Source organism: Polynucleobacter corsicus (assembly GCF_018688255.1).
Taxonomy (GTDB): domain Bacteria; phylum Pseudomonadota; class Gammaproteobacteria; order Burkholderiales; family Burkholderiaceae; genus Polynucleobacter; species Polynucleobacter corsicus.
Genome location: NZ_CP061314.1, coordinates 379,793 through 394,025, shown reverse-complemented (window position 1 = coordinate 394,025; position 14,233 = coordinate 379,793). Strand labels below are relative to the sequence as shown.

The following is a 14,233-nucleotide window of genomic DNA, read 5'->3' as shown; positions in this document are numbered from 1 at the left end:
ATGCACACCCTACAAAACCTACATTACCTAGTTTTGTTGGTTTCGTAGGGTCACCAACTAGGGCATTATTCATTTAATCCACCATCAAGTAGCTTTGGATTGATTGAATATTTCTCGCTAGGTCTGCCACCCTTGGGACTTGTTGGGCTAGTTTGTGGATTGATATATTCATAATCAGTCAGCAATACCAGCGCCTTCTTAACGGCTTCAACATCGCTTAATCCAGCCCATTGTCTTTGGGCTATTTCCCTAGCCGTAAAACCATCAATCAAAACCTTGGCTTTAATCTTTTTGAGTATTGTTTTCGCGCCCGTTGTTTCCGGTTGGATTGCCGATTGATAAATTCTTATGGCGTGGGTTCGTAAATATTCACCCCATGCCAATGCCCTAGCTAACTCTCTTTCGCCTACTAAATTGCCACTATCAGGCGTATCAATATGGGCAAAGATTAGTGCCAATGCCGGTATATGCTTGGCGTATTTTTGAAAATGCGATTCCAATGCCGGGTGCAACTCGCCACTTTGTAATTCTTTATTTAGGTCAATAAACCATTCATTAAATAATTCTTGGGCTTGTGGCGTGAATCGCCATATTGTTGGGTTATCGCCTTCCGGTTGTAACTCTGCCAAGCGGTTAAAAACCTGTTTAGCTTTGTCTTTAGCTTCAATGTCAGGGTATCGGTCAATAAAAATAAAGTCTTTGCCGGTGTCCGGATATACGGCTAAACCAAACCTTTGCAATAAGCCATCGTCTGCACTTCCACCACTTACTGCACCCCGAATATATTCTTGTAACTTACCCGGTTGAATACCACCTAGTAACGCTATGCAAACCCTTGGTATATGAATCCTACCTCTACCAATGCGGTCAAAGGTATAGGGTTGGTTGCCGTTATATCCTTGCAAGTAAAACGCCCTAGCGCCTTCTTGACCGGTCTTATCCATACCTTTTAATAAGCCAATCAATTCATCTTGATAGCAAAGAATTCCCCAAGGATTAACTGCTAATATTTCGCCTAGCTTTTCAACAGTCGAATCATTAACTACAAAACGCCTTCTTATGGGTTCGGGCGGTGTAGTGATACCTTCAAGCAAGGTTCTAGCTTGGGAATTGTTGCCGTTAGCAATTTCAGACTTTGCCTTCTTTTCCTTATCTTGTTTATCCAATTCAGCTACTTGGCAATCAATTAACCATTGTTCGTATTCAGTCTTAACCCTTTCATTTTCTTTAGCTTCCAGCTTAAACAATGGCTCTAGCACTTCATCAAGTGAAGGACTTTTTTTAGAACTAGCCCGACCAATTAAGCCACCCCAAAGGTTTGGGCGTATTTGCCAATCGGTTTTTTGCTTTGGTTGAATAACGGCTTTAGCACCAATCAAACTTGATAACGCCACAATTGCGCTAATTGCTGGAAAGTCAGTCGGTGATTGCATTAGTTCGGCAATATCCTTAATCCATGCCCTTAATGAATCCGGCATAAGGGCTAAATCAAAGGTTTGCACCGGTGGCATATCAGGTAAAGGTATTGGGTCATGCCATTGGGTTTGGGTTGGTTGCAAAGCGTTTTGAATAACTTCTTTAACTGCTTGCAAACCAGCTTCTTGCGCCATATCGTTAAAGTCGGTCGCCTTTTCTTTGCGGTGAATTCCAAAGCTAGGAATTGCTAATAATTCATTAACGGCTTGTGCGGTTTCGGTTGCTTTAGTAACTCCAGGATTTCCTTCGGCCTTATAGTCATCATCGCCACAAACAATCAATTTCAATTGTGGATATTTAGCTTTGATATTTTTAGCTACTGCTTGAAGGTTGCCAGCATTAAAGGCGATTGCTACCGGATAGCCTGTGGCTTCGTGAATAGTCGCGCCCGTTGCAAAGCCTTCGCATATACAAAGCGCCTTGGCATTTTCTATTTTGCCAATGGCGTAGTAACACCCGGCTACCTTTCCACCCGTTAGAAAGCGTTTTGAGCCGTCTGCTTGGATTATTTGTAGTGATTGGATTTCGCCACCTTCATAAACCGGTATCAATAATGAATCTGCAAATTGTTTGGCGGTATAAGGCTTGATTTGTTTCGCTATTAAATAAGGGTGGTCTGTTGCCGGTATTGCTTTAGTCCACAAACCAATTGCCTTTTCTTTTGCTTCGGCTTGTAGGTTTAACTTTTCGGCTTCCCTTTGCTCTTTAACAGCTTCCATTTTGATTTGGTGGGCGCGAATCTCACTAGGCGTTAATCCCCGACCTATATTAGCTTTCCAGCTTTGGCTAATGTCTTTTGACCAATCACCGAATGCGCCAGCCGGAATACCTTCGTTATGGAATACATACCAGCCACTTTTGTCATTCTTTTTATCGCCACTAGCAAAGCGCCTTAATTTGCCGTCTGCTTCGATAAAGTCAGGCGGTGTCATGCCAGCCGAATACATAGCTTCCTTGAATTGTTTGGTAGGGTCACTCATGCGCTAATCCCCCTACTCTTAATAACCAGTCAGCTAGGGCTATTGGGATAACTCCATAACAAGCTAGGCAAACTACAACTTTCTTGGCTTTTGCTTTAAAATTTGATTTGTCAGGTTTTACTAAAGCGACTTTGCAGGTCGCTTTTTTTATTGGTTTATTCATCAATCAAAATCCTTCCGAATGCTTCATAAACTGCGCTATGGTCACCAGCGCCATGGGCTTGACCTAATGCGGTTAGAAAGCCTTTATCTTGGTCGCTTAAACCAAATGGATTGCTTTCAACATTCTCAATTAGGTTATTTACAAGGATTGCCACTCCATTTTCAAATTGGCGCTTTACATGGATTGGAATAGCTTGATAAACGGCTTGGGCATGGCTCATAGCGCACCTCTTAACTTTTCAGCTATTTGTGCTACCGACCAAAGCAAGCGATTGCCGATTTTGGTTGGTCGAATGCCGTAGGCTTCACCGGTCAAGGAATAATTTTTGCGGACTGTTTGACTTGCCACATTAAAGACTTGGGCAATTTCAGGCGTGGTAATCAAATCCCGGTTACCAGCAATTGCCGATAGTCCGGGCGGAAGGTTTGTTACTTCTTGGTTTGATTCATTCATATCTACTAACTCCTTTCGTTGAGTTAAATAGATTTTCTTGGTAGGGAATTACCTACACAAATTGAATGCCACCTCTAAAGCCTTATTTTTATTGGCTTTTTATTAACTCTAAAAAATAGGGAAAATTCAAATTCCCTACTTGCGTAGATTTGCCACAAAGCTACTAAACCACATACCTTTTGATAGCGAATCTTTGATAGTGCCAACTTTTAATTCTGTGCATTTACCCCAAGAAGTGGTTATTTTTTCCTCTATGAATCTTGCATGAATCAATGCCGATACTTGGTTAATGGTCAATTGTGGATTTTGGTTAAGTAATGGCTCTGCATAGGCTTGCGCCCTTTTCTTCCATTCAGCACTTGCTAATTTGATTGGGTTGCCAAATTGATTTGTATCGCCCAACTTGGCTAACGCCCTAAATTCACTAGGTATCACCCAATCAGGCTTTTCCTTAACTACCCACCTAGCAAACTCACTTAACTTCACTTGGTTGGTTGATTTGAACTCGCTTGGATTGTCATAACGCCAAAGGCAATCAGGGCTTTGCGCCCAATTCAATGCGTTAGTTAGCTTTGGTGAATACTCAAAACTAATTTTTAAATTATTTTTTATACCAATGACTTTATTGTTTATCCAATCAGGCGTGATATTCACACATAGGCTTATGGCATTTTCCAAACTTAAATGGTCACAATCCCAATATGACCAATCAGGTTTAAGCCGTTCTAAAGGGTCAGGAAAGCGCCAATCAATGAATTGATACTTGGGTAGCCAATTGTTGTTTAAGTCATTCCAATGGGCTACTTCGTAGAATGCCCGGACTTTCAAAGGTATGGGTGTTAGGTCTAGCGTGCCGGGTCGATTAACTTGCACTTCGCCATTTTCAACAAGCGCTTTTAGGTCGGCTAACTTTTGCGCCCTATCTAGCACCTCTACATTTTGGCAAAGAGTATTAACTGCTTCATCAAGGGTATATACGCCTTCAATTTGGCGTTGTGCTAATTGCCCTGATTCGCTAGGGTCACCGGTTGTTACTAATACCATTTTGCATACCTCTATGCACCTTCAATAAAGCGCTTTGCCGGTCAGGGAAGGTAATCCTGATTTTCACTTCGTCAAGCTAGGCAAAGGCTATCCCTATTATTTCGTATTTACGACCCTTAGGCGTTTTGCGCCTTCTTTTGGTTGTGGAATGCCAGCTTCATCAAGAATGAATTTTTCAATCTTGCTATGCCATTGGCGCAATAAATCAATTGGGCGCTTCCTATAATGCTTTTCTACCAATGCGGAAGGCTTGTGTCCCATTATTTGGGCGCTAATACCAGCCGGGCATTCTGTCCACTCTGCCAATGTTCCGAATGACCTTCTTAACCCTTGCAAGGTTAGCGTTGGCAATCCCATGGCTTCCATAGCTTGCTTATGGGCTATGCGTGGTTCGGTTATATGTTTACTTTTAGCCGTAGGGCTTGCGAATACATACTTATTCACCCTTTTTAGGTTGTTAAGTAACAACTCAACATAGGGCGTAAGCGGTATTTTGCGATTACCTTCGACCTTATCCCTGATTAAAGCGGTATGCCATTGGGTATCAACATCTACCCACTTTAGGGTGGATAACTCATTACGCCTTGCACCGGTCAATAACAAGATTTGAAGGTAATAACTAATTACCGGGTTATTGATTTGCCTAACACCATTAAACCAAAGTCTTAATTGCTCTTTCTGCAAACAATCGTCTTTGGCTTGCTTGCTTGGCAATTCCCTAGTTAATCGGTCACAAGCATTTACATCAACTAGTGCTTTATATTTTGGTTGGTCACTAGCCCAAGTGATAAAGGCTTTAAGTAATGACAAGGCTAACCGGGCGCGGGTCGGTCTTTTTAGGACTTCCTTCTTTAACCATAGCGCCACCTTATCCCTAGTGATTTCGTTAATGGGTAGCGATAGCAAGCTAACAAGAATGCCGGGTTGCCTAATCTTTGGTTGTCCGGGTCGCAATCCCCTAGTGAATTTGCCACCACCAACTTTGACCATATCGTTATGGTCGAATAAATGCCGTTCACCCCATTGGTCTGTGCGGTCTGCAATATATTCCTTCCACACTTCCAGCCCTTGTATGCCCTTTAGCTTGCTTGCCATGGTCTTAGCCTTTAAATCGGCTTTTTGTTCTCTAGGGTCTATTCCTTGGTCAGTCAGCACCTTTAAGCGCCTTGCTTCGGATTGGGCTTTATCAATTGCCCAAATATTCACATCACCAATCGTTATGCGTAGGGTTTTATCGTTAAAAGATGTTTCAAAAATGAAGGCTTTATTGCCGGTAGGCGTAACACGCACTCCAAAATTTGGTGTTCGACTATCCCAATAGATAGTCTGCGATTTACCCGGTTCGCACTCCAAAGCGCTTATTTTCGGTGCGGTAAAGCCTATTTTGTTGGTAGCCATAAAACCTCAATTCCGCCATGTAGGGGTCATGTAGGGATTTTACATCTATTTAGGGGAATTTAAGGGAATATTAAAGATAGCCCTGTAACCCATGTATTTGTTGATTTATATTGATATAACAATGACTTAGCTACATCAATCAACACTAATAAATAACTTGTTTTGCGGACTTTTAATCCGTTGGTCGCGAGTTCGAATCTCGCCCGACCCACCAAGTATTACTAAGCCTCGCTCTGCGGGGCTTAGTAATACCCGTGTATCCATCAATCACTCTTACTTAAGTGAACCTAGGAATGTGACCGCCCTCTGCGCTGCCTCGTCATAGCTTGGCCTGTAATTCAAGATATCAATCTCAGCGAACTGCACTTTTAATACTTCTGCCCTGCTAGATATCTGACAAATAAATGGCTCAGCATTCTTTTGCAAGAATTTGGCAGCTTTTACTAAGGCTTCAGGTTCTCGCTCAATAATTAATGATAGATCAAATAAATCACGAGCGGTAGCCCTGTCACCTCGGTGCCACAATTTCTTTGCCACAATCTCTGCAGCAGTTTCTACCCGAATCTGCTGGCCGCCAATATTCCATATTTCGAAAGGGGTATCAGTGAGATTTGGGGATGCCACAAAATCGATTTCCCCTTCTGGACGAATTAACTTCACGTAAGAGCTCTGATCTTCAACGTAGTCTGTGCTAACGGCTGCAGCCATATCACTTAAGCGTGGCGTGACAAAACCTAAGTACTGTGGATCTGGAACAAAGATATCAATATCCTTACTAAGCCGATGCTGATAACGAAACATTAATACCGTACCACCACCAAAAGTCCAAAATGGATCGGGCGTTCCGTGGTTTTTAATATCTTCAATAATAGAAAGCGCATGCGGAAGTAAATCTCTCCACACCCCTTCGGGAAGTTCACGTTCAATAATATTCATGAATTAATTCCAAGCCGATCTGAGAGACTGCATCTCATGCGCCCACCGATTAATATTCTTCCAAATCACTTTGGGTGCAACGTGATTATTTTTGGCAGCCTCCTCAACCGCAGACACAATAATTTCTAGTGGCGCCTCATCCAATAGCGTTGCCACATGAGGATAAATACTTTCAGGCAGATCTCCACAGGCTAACGAATGAGATAAATCACCACTTTGTAATTTAGTCTTATAACTAACGCTGGCTGTCTTGCTGGCCATATCTAAGCCATGATGCTTTTTGCTGTGCTCTTGTGTAACTACATCTAGCCCTAGGAGCGATAACAAGGACAGCAATTTAGCTGCGCCCAAATCATTCAAACTACCTTTCTCTAGATGATGGATAGTTGACCTTGATAGTCCGCATAGTTTTGCCAACCGCTCCTGGGATAAACCCAGATCAGTACGACGCTGCCCGACTTTGAGACCAATTTCGCGTAAGTTCATAAGTGCACTATAGCATAAATTGTGTAATATATTATACAATTTTTATTGGGGTCGATCTACTATTACCCGAGACTTGATATAAAAATGAGAATTAGAGCTATGCGCCAAAAAAGCAATCGCACAGTCAATCGCACACTCATTTTTTGGTCGCTCAAAGCCATACGCTATATAGGTTTTTGAACAGACATGACTTCTTTTAATCCGTTGGTCGCGAGTTCGAATCTCGCCCGACCCACCAGTAATACGAATCCCTTGAATGAAAGTTCAGGGGCTTTTTCTTTAGGCTGGCAACTCAGTCACTGCTCTCATAAGCTGCTAACTTTGCTTTTAATTGGCGCTCCTCCTGAAACCGCTCCGTTTCATCTCGAATGATTGCGGCTATTGCAATAGCTCGCTTTTGATCATCAAACAACATGCTTACCGAGAATGCAATTGAAATAGAGCGACCATCTTTATGGACTGCAGGAACCCTCAGTAAAGTATGTCCATACTTCGTGTGTCCGGTTTGAATGGTGTGAAAGTAGCCTTTCGAGTGACGCTCTCTAAAGCGCTCAGGCGTGATGATGCTGAGTGTTTTACCCAAAGCCTCCTCTGGAGTAAATCCGAAAATACGCTCTGCTGAGGCATTCCAAAACAAGATATTTTCATCTCGATCAGAAATAATGACTGCTTCACCCAGTTGTGTGACGAGCGCTTTGAAATCTAAGTCGACTGACATATAAATAGTCTTTGCTATTGGCTTGTATCAATACCAATGTAACAGTAAATGCCACCCTAAAGCAGCACAACTCATAATTTGCCCTCAGGCAAGATGAGCCAAAGGCTTTTATGATGGGATCTTGTGTTATCGAGGAGGTCAATCTCACTTGTATCTCAGTAAATCTATTTTTTCTTTCTGGATGAAGCTCGGCTTATGTATTGGGGTAGCCATAAGCTGCTCCGTATTGGCTCAGCCTATGGAAAAAAATACCATAGTTGGTTCGAAGCGCTTTACAGAAAGCTATGTACTCGGAGAGCTAGTCAATCAAACATTACGTGATGGTGGCGTACAAGCCATCCATCGGCAAGGCCTGGGCAATACTGCGATTGTCATTCAAGCACTGACAACGGGTCAGATTGATGTTTACCCAGAATACACAGGCACCATACTGCGAGAAATTCTAAAACGCTCAGAAACCCAAGCATCACTAAGCGAGCTCAATGTCTGGCTTAAGCCTAAGGGCTTAAAAGTGGCGATACCACTTGGGTTCAATAACACCTATGCACTTGCCATGAGGGCAGAGCAAGCAAGAGCCTTAGGCCTCAAGCGCATCAGTGATATTGCAAACCTGAGTACTGAGCAGCGAGCCACTTTACGAATCGCCTTATCTCCAGAATTTAAGACTCGGGCTGATGGCTGGTCTGCGCTTATTAAAAATTACGACTTAACAATCAAACCGGGGAAAGTGCTAGAGCATGGCTTGGCCTATGCTGCTCTGGCACGAGGCGATGTCGATATTGTGGATGCCTACTCTACCGATGCAGCAATTGCGCAAAAGGATCTGGTTTTATTGGAAGATGATAGGAAGGTATTCCCACGCTATGATGCCGTCCTGTTAATGCGATCTGATTTTGATGAAAAGCCCTTACAAAGCTTAGAGGGGAAATTAGATGAAGTAACAATGGCCAAGCTCAACGGAATGACTGAAGCAGGCATTAGTTTTGAAAAAGTAGCGCAGGTATTTTTAAACTCGAGCGCAAATGATCAACAGAACTCTAGCCAACTCTCTAGATTTGTTAAGTTACTCTTTGGTCCAGATTTTTTTACCGCCCTACGTGATCATGTTCTGCTGGTAGCAATCTCTTCAACGATGGCTCTGCTCGTCGGTATTCCACTGGGCATTCTGGCATATCGACGACCCCGATATACAGCTTGGATTTTAGGTGCTACGGGTATTTTGCAAACCATACCGTCACTTGCACTACTGACGATATTGATTGCACTACTAGATCAGATAGGCGCGGCTCCGGCAGTATTGGCTCTATTTCTCTATGGCTTGCTACCCATTGTGAATGCGACCCACATTAGCTTAGTAGAGGTCCCATCAAACCTAAAAGAAGCGGCACTCGCTCTTGGTTGTAATGAATGGCAATTACTATTATCAATCGAACTTCCCTATGCTCGGCCAATCATCATGACGGGCTTAGCATCTGCAACGGTAATTGGGGTTGGCACCTGCACCCTTGCGGCACTGGTAGGTGCTGGTGGATTTGGTGATCGCATAGTAGCTGGGCTTGCCGTGAACGATCATGCACTCATGCTTGCTGGAGCTATACCAGCCGCTCTATTGGCTCTGCTAGCTCAAATTATTCTGACACCAAAACATAAACCAAAAAATATCTAGTGCCTGACTAAGCAAGGGAACTAGTTACACCCTTAGTTGACTTACTGCAGTCTTATTATTGGTCTTCTATACTGCAATCACTCACCAAAACAGAAGATTTTTCCCAAAATACTGTATGTCCGAATCTTTCAGCAACGACTACCTTCTTTATGCTCCATTTCCAACTGCGTCGACCTTGGCGCAGTGGCTTCAGGAAAGCAATGGTATTACCCGTCAAATTCTGAGCAACCTTGCAGCTGAAGAGCAATTAGTACCCCAGCTCGACATCCTGAATCCCCCGCTGTGGGAATTAGGGCACTTAACCTGGTTTCATGAATTCTGGGTTCATCGCGATGGCCAAGAGAGTAGGCCTTCATTTATGAAGAACGCTGACTACTTATTTAATTCCTCAGAGATGGCGCATCAAGATCGTTGGTCTACGTCAATGCCATCCTTAGACAGCCTGTTAGAGTACAACCACAGCGTCATTGGAAGTACTCAAGCGTTACTGAGCACACCAATCGACAATAAAGCGGCTTACTTTATCCAACTGGCGATCTTGCATCAGGATATGCACAATGAGGCGTTTGCCTATATGTGGCAGACCATGGGACGCTCTAGGCCTTTTGCGCCCTTCACTAATACGAATAAGTTTGAGGCTAAAGTACAAACGTGGGTTCATTTTCCAAAATCGACAATACAAGCTGGTTCCGAGCAGGGCTCTGGTTTTATTTTTGATAATGAAAAGTGGGCACACCCTATTGATCTCCCCGCATTTGATATTGCAAGTGCGCCCATCACCAATGGCAACTATCTAGAGTTTCTGGAATCACCAGAAAATCGCGCCCAGTCGACGCCTGTCACTCCACCACTACATTGGAAAAAAGAAGGGGGTGATTGGTTAGAGCGAATTTTTAATGAATGGCTACCTTTAAATCTCGCAGCAGCTGTTCGTCACATTAGCTACTTTGATGCTCAGCGTTTTTGTGAACACAGTCAGGTACGGTTACCTAGCGAACATGAGCTGAGCTTACTAATGTCCCAAAAACAGGGAGCCTGGCAATCATCCAATTTATGGGAGTGGACTTGCAGCACTTTTGCACCCTTCCCAGGATTTAGCGCCGATCCCTATGTCGAATATTCAAAGCCCTGGTTTGATGGCAGCTATCAGGTGCTTAAGGGCGGCAGTTCGTTTACCCCCGATCGCTTGAAAAGAGTGGCATTTCGTAACTTCTATCAAGGCCAGAGAAGTGATCATTTTTGCGGCTTTCGTACGTGTTTACTCTAAATTGAGTAAGCTCATGTTGTTGCGGTAACCACCACTTTTAATTTGAATTGTTAATACTTTATGACTACACCTTATAACGGCCGCCTTACCTCCCTTTCTCATGGTGGAGGCTGTGGCTGCAAGATTGCACCTGGCATCTTAAGTGACATCCTCAAAGCATCCCCAATGCGTAATCTGCCGGCTGCTTTATTAGCAGGATCTGATAACAACGAAGACGCTGCCGTTTATCAAATTAATGAAAATCAGGCGATTGTTGCTACGACGGATTTCTTTATGCCCATCGTAGATGATCCGTTTGAGTTTGGCCGCATTGCTGCTACCAATGCAATTTCTGACATTTACGCGATGGGCGCTCAACCCCTGTTTGCGCTTGCCCTACTAGGTATGCCAATTCAAGTATTGCCTTTAGAAGTTATCCAGCAAGTGACTGCTGGTGGTGAATCCGTCTGTAATGATGCAGGCATCATGATTGCTGGTGGTCACTCGATTGATACGGTAGAGCCAATTTATGGCCTAGTTGCCATTGGTATTGTCGATCCAAAAAAATTGAAACGTAATAGTGGTGCTCAAGCAGGTGATAGCATCATCCTCAGCAAGCCTTTGGGCGTAGGCATCCTTTCTGCTGCGCTCAAGAAAGAAGTTCTCTCTGATGCAGGCTATAAAGAGATGATTGCCCTCACTACTAAGCTAAACAAGCCTGGTGTTGCACTATCTCAGCTAGATGGCGTACATGCTTTAACCGATGTCACAGGCTTTGGCTTAGCTGGGCATTTACTTGAGATGGCGAGAGGCTCTAATTTAATGGCGCAGATCCATTGGGATGCTATTCCAGTTGTGCAGGAAGCAATTGAGCACGTCAAAGCAGATATCTTTACTGGCGCATCTACGCGCAATTGGGCTGGCTATGGCAAAGAAATTCAGCTCGCAAGCAATCTGGGGCTTTGGCAACAAAATGTGCTTACCGACCCCCAAACCAGTGGTGGCCTGCTGATTTCTTGCTCACCGGAGCAAGAGGCGGAAGTCCTTTCAATCCTCAATTTAGGCGGCTTTGCTAGCGCCCAGAAAATCGGACAGTTTGGAGCTGGCACAGGCTTGTCTGTTAACTAAATCTGTACACCGCAATTCGTAATTACCTACATAGAAAGATTTTTTATGAAATCAATCAAAATTAATACATTGAAGCACGTCATTGGAGCATTACTTGCTTTTGGTATTGCTGCCAGCATAAGCACTCCCGTCCTGGCGCAAGAGGTGTTGCGGATATCTGCAATTCCAGATGAATCGCCAACAGAGTTGCAACGCAAATTCAAACCTTTAGGCGAGTATCTTTCGAAAGAAACTGGTATGAAGGTAGAGTTCACGCCAGTAACTGATTACGCAGCAGTAGTTGAATCCCTTGCAACCAAAAAGATTGATATGGCTTGGCTGGGTGGCTTTACTTATGTTCAAACCAAAATTAGAACTAATGGTACTGCCAACCCAATTATTCAACGAGTGGAAGATGAGAAATTCACAAGCGTGTTTATTGTTCCAGCGGATAGCCCATTGAAGACATTAAGCGAACTCAAGGGTAAAACGATTGCGTTTGGCTCGCCGTCATCAACTTCTGGACACCTCATGCCGCGCTATTTCTTAATGCAAGCTGGCATCAATCCAGATAAGGATTTTAAAAACATTGCTTTTTCTGGTGCGCATGATGCAACTGTTGCTTTTGTGGCTAGTGGCAAGGCAGATGTTGGTGCGCTCAATGCGTCAGTTTGGGTAAAGCTCAATGAAGCAAAAAATCCTAATGCGCTGAAGTCAAAAGTACTCTCTACAACACCGCCCTACTTTGATTACAACTGGACTGTTCGCGGAGATCTTGACCCAGCAACGGTAAAGAAAATTACCGAGGCATTTTTAAAGTTAGATGCTAATAATCCTAACCACAAAGAAATCATGGATCTACAGCGTGCTAGTAAATATGTCACGACTAAATCATCGAACTACAACGATATCGAAAAAGCAGCTCGCTCTGCTGAATTGATTAAGTAGTCTCGTGGGATTTTCTTTACAACAGCTGGGCTTTGAGCACAGCAACGGAACGCCGGCACTCAGTCAAATTTCATTAGTGGCTCAGGCTGGCGAGTGCATCGCCATCATTGGCCCATCGGGCTCCGGCAAGACCACGCTCTTAAATATCTTAGCTACCGCCCTCAAGCCATCGCTCGGGACTGCTGTGGTACTTGGAGAGAATCCCTGGAAACTCTCTAAGCCATCCCTCAAGCGCTTACGCTCACAAATTGGTTTAGTACATCAAGCTCCCCCAATTCCACTACGACAAAGGGTGATCACTGCCATTCTGGCAGGGCGACTGGGGCAGTGGCCACTCTGGAAATCCATCCTGTCATTGGTTTACCCAGTAGACATTGCAGGCCCGCAATCATGTTTAGAACGCCTAGACTTGACTGATAAGTTATTTGATCGTTGTGACTGCCTTTCTGGTGGTCAGTTGCAGCGGGTTGGGGTTGCTAGGGTAATGTATCAAGCACCACAGCTCATCTTGGCCGACGAACCAGTGTCCGCTATGGACCCGGTTCTCTCGGACCTGACGATTTGCGTACTGACTGAGGAGGCAAAAAAGCGCAATGCCACCCTTGTCGCTAGTCTTCATGCAGTCGATATTGCCCTGCGGTGGTTTCCACGCATTATTGGTATTCGGGATGGTGAAATCATTTTTGATCTACCCTCCAGTGAGGTTAGCGAACAAATCTTAAGAGAGTTGTATGCATCAGAGCTTGGAGGACTTCCAATTCAAGCCAGTAGCACCGCCTCATAATGCAAACATCTATTATTTCTAGAGATCCTGCAACACCCTATCGCTTCATGGGCTTGCTACTTGCCATCGCCATTCTTTGGCCTATGCTGCAACTCGCTCAATTTGAGCCCAAGCTTTTAGTCGATCCGAAGAATATTCAAGTCATGGGTGACTTTTTAGTGCAGTTTTTTCCACCCAATATTGAAGCAACTTTTTTATCTCTCGTCATCAAAGCGACTGTAGAGACTTTAGCCATGGCTACTGCCGGAATTGCTTTGGCGATGGTAATTGCAGTACCGCTTGGCCTCATCATTTCTTATAGCCTCTCGATTTCACGAATTGGCCCCACATCTGATCATCAGTTTGCTCAATCTGTTCGATTTCTAGCGCGCTCGCTCATGCTAGTGCTGCGTGGCATTCCAGAAATTGTATGGGCACTCTTATTAGTAAGGGTATTCGGCCTAGGGGCGATTGCAGGCGTTTTGGCTATCGCAATTACTTATGGTGGCATGCTCGCCAAAGTCTACTCAGAAATTTTAGAGTCTGGCAACACACTTCCTGCTCGCGCCCTTATCCTGTCCGGCAGTAGTCGTATAACGGCATTTTTGTACGGCTTATTGCCAGGCTCAGCGCAAGAGCTTGCATCTTATACAGTCTATCGCTGGGAGTGCGCCGTCAGAGCCTCTGTGGTGATGGGCTTTGTCGGTGCAGGCGGATTGGGTCAGCTGATGGATCAGTCCATGAAAATGCTCAATGGTGGGGAGGTCTCAACTATCCTGATAGTTTTTTTAGGTCTCGTATTGCTAGCTGACTACATCAGTTTGATCATTCGAAAGCAATTGGCATGAG

At 44.2% G+C, this 14,233-nt stretch carries 15 protein-coding genes; 6 read left to right on the top strand and 9 right to left on the bottom strand.

The genetic code is table 11. The features are described 5' to 3' along the window. Positions 1-65: 65 nt before the first annotated feature. From C2747_RS02200 to C2747_RS02160, 9 genes are all read right to left on the bottom strand, one after another. Positions 66-2,456 carry a DUF3987 domain-containing protein gene (locus C2747_RS02200; protein WP_215332075.1) on the bottom strand — a complete coding sequence of 797 codons (2,391 nt, stop codon included), beginning with the start codon at positions 2,454-2,456 and terminating at the stop codon, positions 66-68. Continuing rightward, on the bottom strand, positions 2,449-2,619 hold the full coding sequence (locus C2747_RS02195) for a hypothetical protein (RefSeq protein ID WP_215332074.1): 171 nt from the start codon (positions 2,617-2,619) through the stop codon (positions 2,449-2,451). Before C2747_RS02195 ends, C2747_RS02200 begins: the two co-directional genes overlap by 8 nt. Continuing rightward, positions 2,612-2,839 carry a hypothetical protein gene (locus C2747_RS02190; RefSeq protein ID WP_215332073.1) on the bottom strand — a complete coding sequence of 76 codons (228 nt, stop codon included), beginning with the start codon at positions 2,837-2,839 and terminating at the stop codon, positions 2,612-2,614. Before C2747_RS02190 ends, C2747_RS02195 begins: the two co-directional genes overlap by 8 nt. Beyond that, the gene (locus C2747_RS02185; protein ID WP_215332072.1) at positions 2,836-3,072 is read right to left on the bottom strand and encodes a hypothetical protein; all 237 of its coding nucleotides are present in this window, start codon (positions 3,070-3,072) and stop codon (positions 2,836-2,838) included. Before C2747_RS02185 ends, C2747_RS02190 begins: the two co-directional genes overlap by 4 nt. 135 nt (positions 3,073-3,207) lie before the next feature. Continuing rightward, positions 3,208-4,116 carry a hypothetical protein gene (locus C2747_RS02180; protein WP_215332071.1) on the bottom strand — a complete coding sequence of 303 codons (909 nt, stop codon included), beginning with the start codon at positions 4,114-4,116 and terminating at the stop codon, positions 3,208-3,210. Between the two features lie 96 nt (positions 4,117-4,212). Further along, on the bottom strand, positions 4,213-5,514 hold the full coding sequence (locus C2747_RS02175) for a tyrosine-type recombinase/integrase (protein WP_215332070.1): 1,302 nt from the start codon (positions 5,512-5,514) through the stop codon (positions 4,213-4,215). Between the two features lie 273 nt (positions 5,515-5,787). Then, positions 5,788-6,450: a nucleotidyl transferase AbiEii/AbiGii toxin family protein gene (locus tag C2747_RS02170; RefSeq protein WP_215332069.1), complete on the bottom strand. Its 663-nt coding sequence runs from the start codon at positions 6,448-6,450 to the stop codon at positions 5,788-5,790. A gap of 3 nt (positions 6,451-6,453) precedes the next feature. Next, positions 6,454-6,936 (bottom strand): helix-turn-helix transcriptional regulator, encoded by a 483-nt coding sequence (locus C2747_RS02165; protein ID WP_215332068.1) that lies wholly within the window; start codon positions 6,934-6,936, stop codon positions 6,454-6,456. A gap of 292 nt (positions 6,937-7,228) precedes the next feature. Further along, entirely contained in the window at positions 7,229-7,654 is a 426-nt protein-coding gene (locus tag C2747_RS02160; RefSeq protein WP_215332067.1) for a PAS domain-containing protein, read from the bottom strand. 238 nt (positions 7,655-7,892) lie between these two features. Here C2747_RS02160 and C2747_RS02155 point away from each other — a divergent pair, with 238 nt between their 5' ends. The 6 genes from C2747_RS02155 to C2747_RS02130 all read left to right on the top strand — a co-directional run bounded on the left by C2747_RS02155 (position 7,893) and on the right by C2747_RS02130 (position 14,232). Then, positions 7,893-9,320, top strand: coding sequence for a glycine betaine ABC transporter substrate-binding protein (locus tag C2747_RS02155; protein WP_215332066.1), 1,428 nt, complete (start codon positions 7,893-7,895; stop codon positions 9,318-9,320). 115 nt (positions 9,321-9,435) lie between these two features. Next, the gene (locus C2747_RS02150) at positions 9,436-10,587 is read left to right on the top strand and encodes an SUMF1/EgtB/PvdO family nonheme iron enzyme (RefSeq protein ID WP_215332065.1); all 1,152 of its coding nucleotides are present in this window, start codon (positions 9,436-9,438) and stop codon (positions 10,585-10,587) included. 60 nt (positions 10,588-10,647) lie between these two features. Continuing rightward, complete coding sequence (gene selD / locus C2747_RS02145) at positions 10,648-11,694, top strand: selenide, water dikinase SelD (RefSeq protein WP_215332064.1); 1,047 nt, start codon at positions 10,648-10,650, stop codon at positions 11,692-11,694. Positions 11,695-11,739: 45 nt separating this feature from the next. Continuing rightward, complete coding sequence (locus C2747_RS02140) at positions 11,740-12,621, top strand: putative selenate ABC transporter substrate-binding protein (protein WP_215332063.1); 882 nt, start codon at positions 11,740-11,742, stop codon at positions 12,619-12,621. Between the two features lie 4 nt (positions 12,622-12,625). Continuing rightward, positions 12,626-13,405, top strand: coding sequence for a phosphonate ABC transporter ATP-binding protein (locus C2747_RS02135; RefSeq protein WP_215332062.1), 780 nt, complete (start codon positions 12,626-12,628; stop codon positions 13,403-13,405). Beyond that, a complete protein-coding gene (locus C2747_RS02130) occupies positions 13,405-14,232 on the top strand; it encodes a PhnE/PtxC family ABC transporter permease (RefSeq protein ID WP_215332061.1) in 828 nt (275 codons plus the stop codon). Before C2747_RS02135 ends, C2747_RS02130 begins: the two co-directional genes overlap by 1 nt. Position 14,233: the final 1 nt, after the last annotated feature.

What these genes read in the sequence shown, in the direction of transcription:
- selD (WP_215332064.1), top strand. Translation starts at nt 10,648, where the DNA reads ATGACTACACCTTATAACGGCCGCCTTACCTCCCTTTCTCATGGTGGA.
- C2747_RS02160 (WP_215332067.1), bottom strand. Translation starts at nt 7,654, where the DNA reads ATGTCAGTCGACTTAGATTTCAAAGCGCTCGTCACACAACTGGGTGAA.
- C2747_RS02155 (WP_215332066.1), top strand. Translation starts at nt 7,893, where the DNA reads ATGGAAAAAAATACCATAGTTGGTTCGAAGCGCTTTACAGAAAGCTAT.
- C2747_RS02185 (WP_215332072.1), bottom strand. Translation starts at nt 3,072, where the DNA reads ATGAATGAATCAAACCAAGAAGTAACAAACCTTCCGCCCGGACTATCG.
- C2747_RS02170 (WP_215332069.1), bottom strand. Translation starts at nt 6,450, where the DNA reads ATGAATATTATTGAACGTGAACTTCCCGAAGGGGTGTGGAGAGATTTA.
- C2747_RS02175 (WP_215332070.1), bottom strand. Translation starts at nt 5,514, where the DNA reads ATGGCTACCAACAAAATAGGCTTTACCGCACCGAAAATAAGCGCTTTG.
- C2747_RS02140 (WP_215332063.1), top strand. Translation starts at nt 11,740, where the DNA reads ATGAAATCAATCAAAATTAATACATTGAAGCACGTCATTGGAGCATTA.
- C2747_RS02200 (WP_215332075.1), bottom strand. Translation starts at nt 2,456, where the DNA reads ATGAGTGACCCTACCAAACAATTCAAGGAAGCTATGTATTCGGCTGGC.
- C2747_RS02190 (WP_215332073.1), bottom strand. Translation starts at nt 2,839, where the DNA reads ATGAGCCATGCCCAAGCCGTTTATCAAGCTATTCCAATCCATGTAAAG.
- C2747_RS02195 (WP_215332074.1), bottom strand. Translation starts at nt 2,619, where the DNA reads ATGAATAAACCAATAAAAAAAGCGACCTGCAAAGTCGCTTTAGTAAAA.
- C2747_RS02130 (WP_215332061.1), top strand. Translation starts at nt 13,405, where the DNA reads ATGCAAACATCTATTATTTCTAGAGATCCTGCAACACCCTATCGCTTC.
- C2747_RS02150 (WP_215332065.1), top strand. Translation starts at nt 9,436, where the DNA reads ATGTCCGAATCTTTCAGCAACGACTACCTTCTTTATGCTCCATTTCCA.
- C2747_RS02180 (WP_215332071.1), bottom strand. Translation starts at nt 4,116, where the DNA reads ATGGTATTAGTAACAACCGGTGACCCTAGCGAATCAGGGCAATTAGCA.
- C2747_RS02165 (WP_215332068.1), bottom strand. Translation starts at nt 6,936, where the DNA reads ATGAACTTACGCGAAATTGGTCTCAAAGTCGGGCAGCGTCGTACTGAT.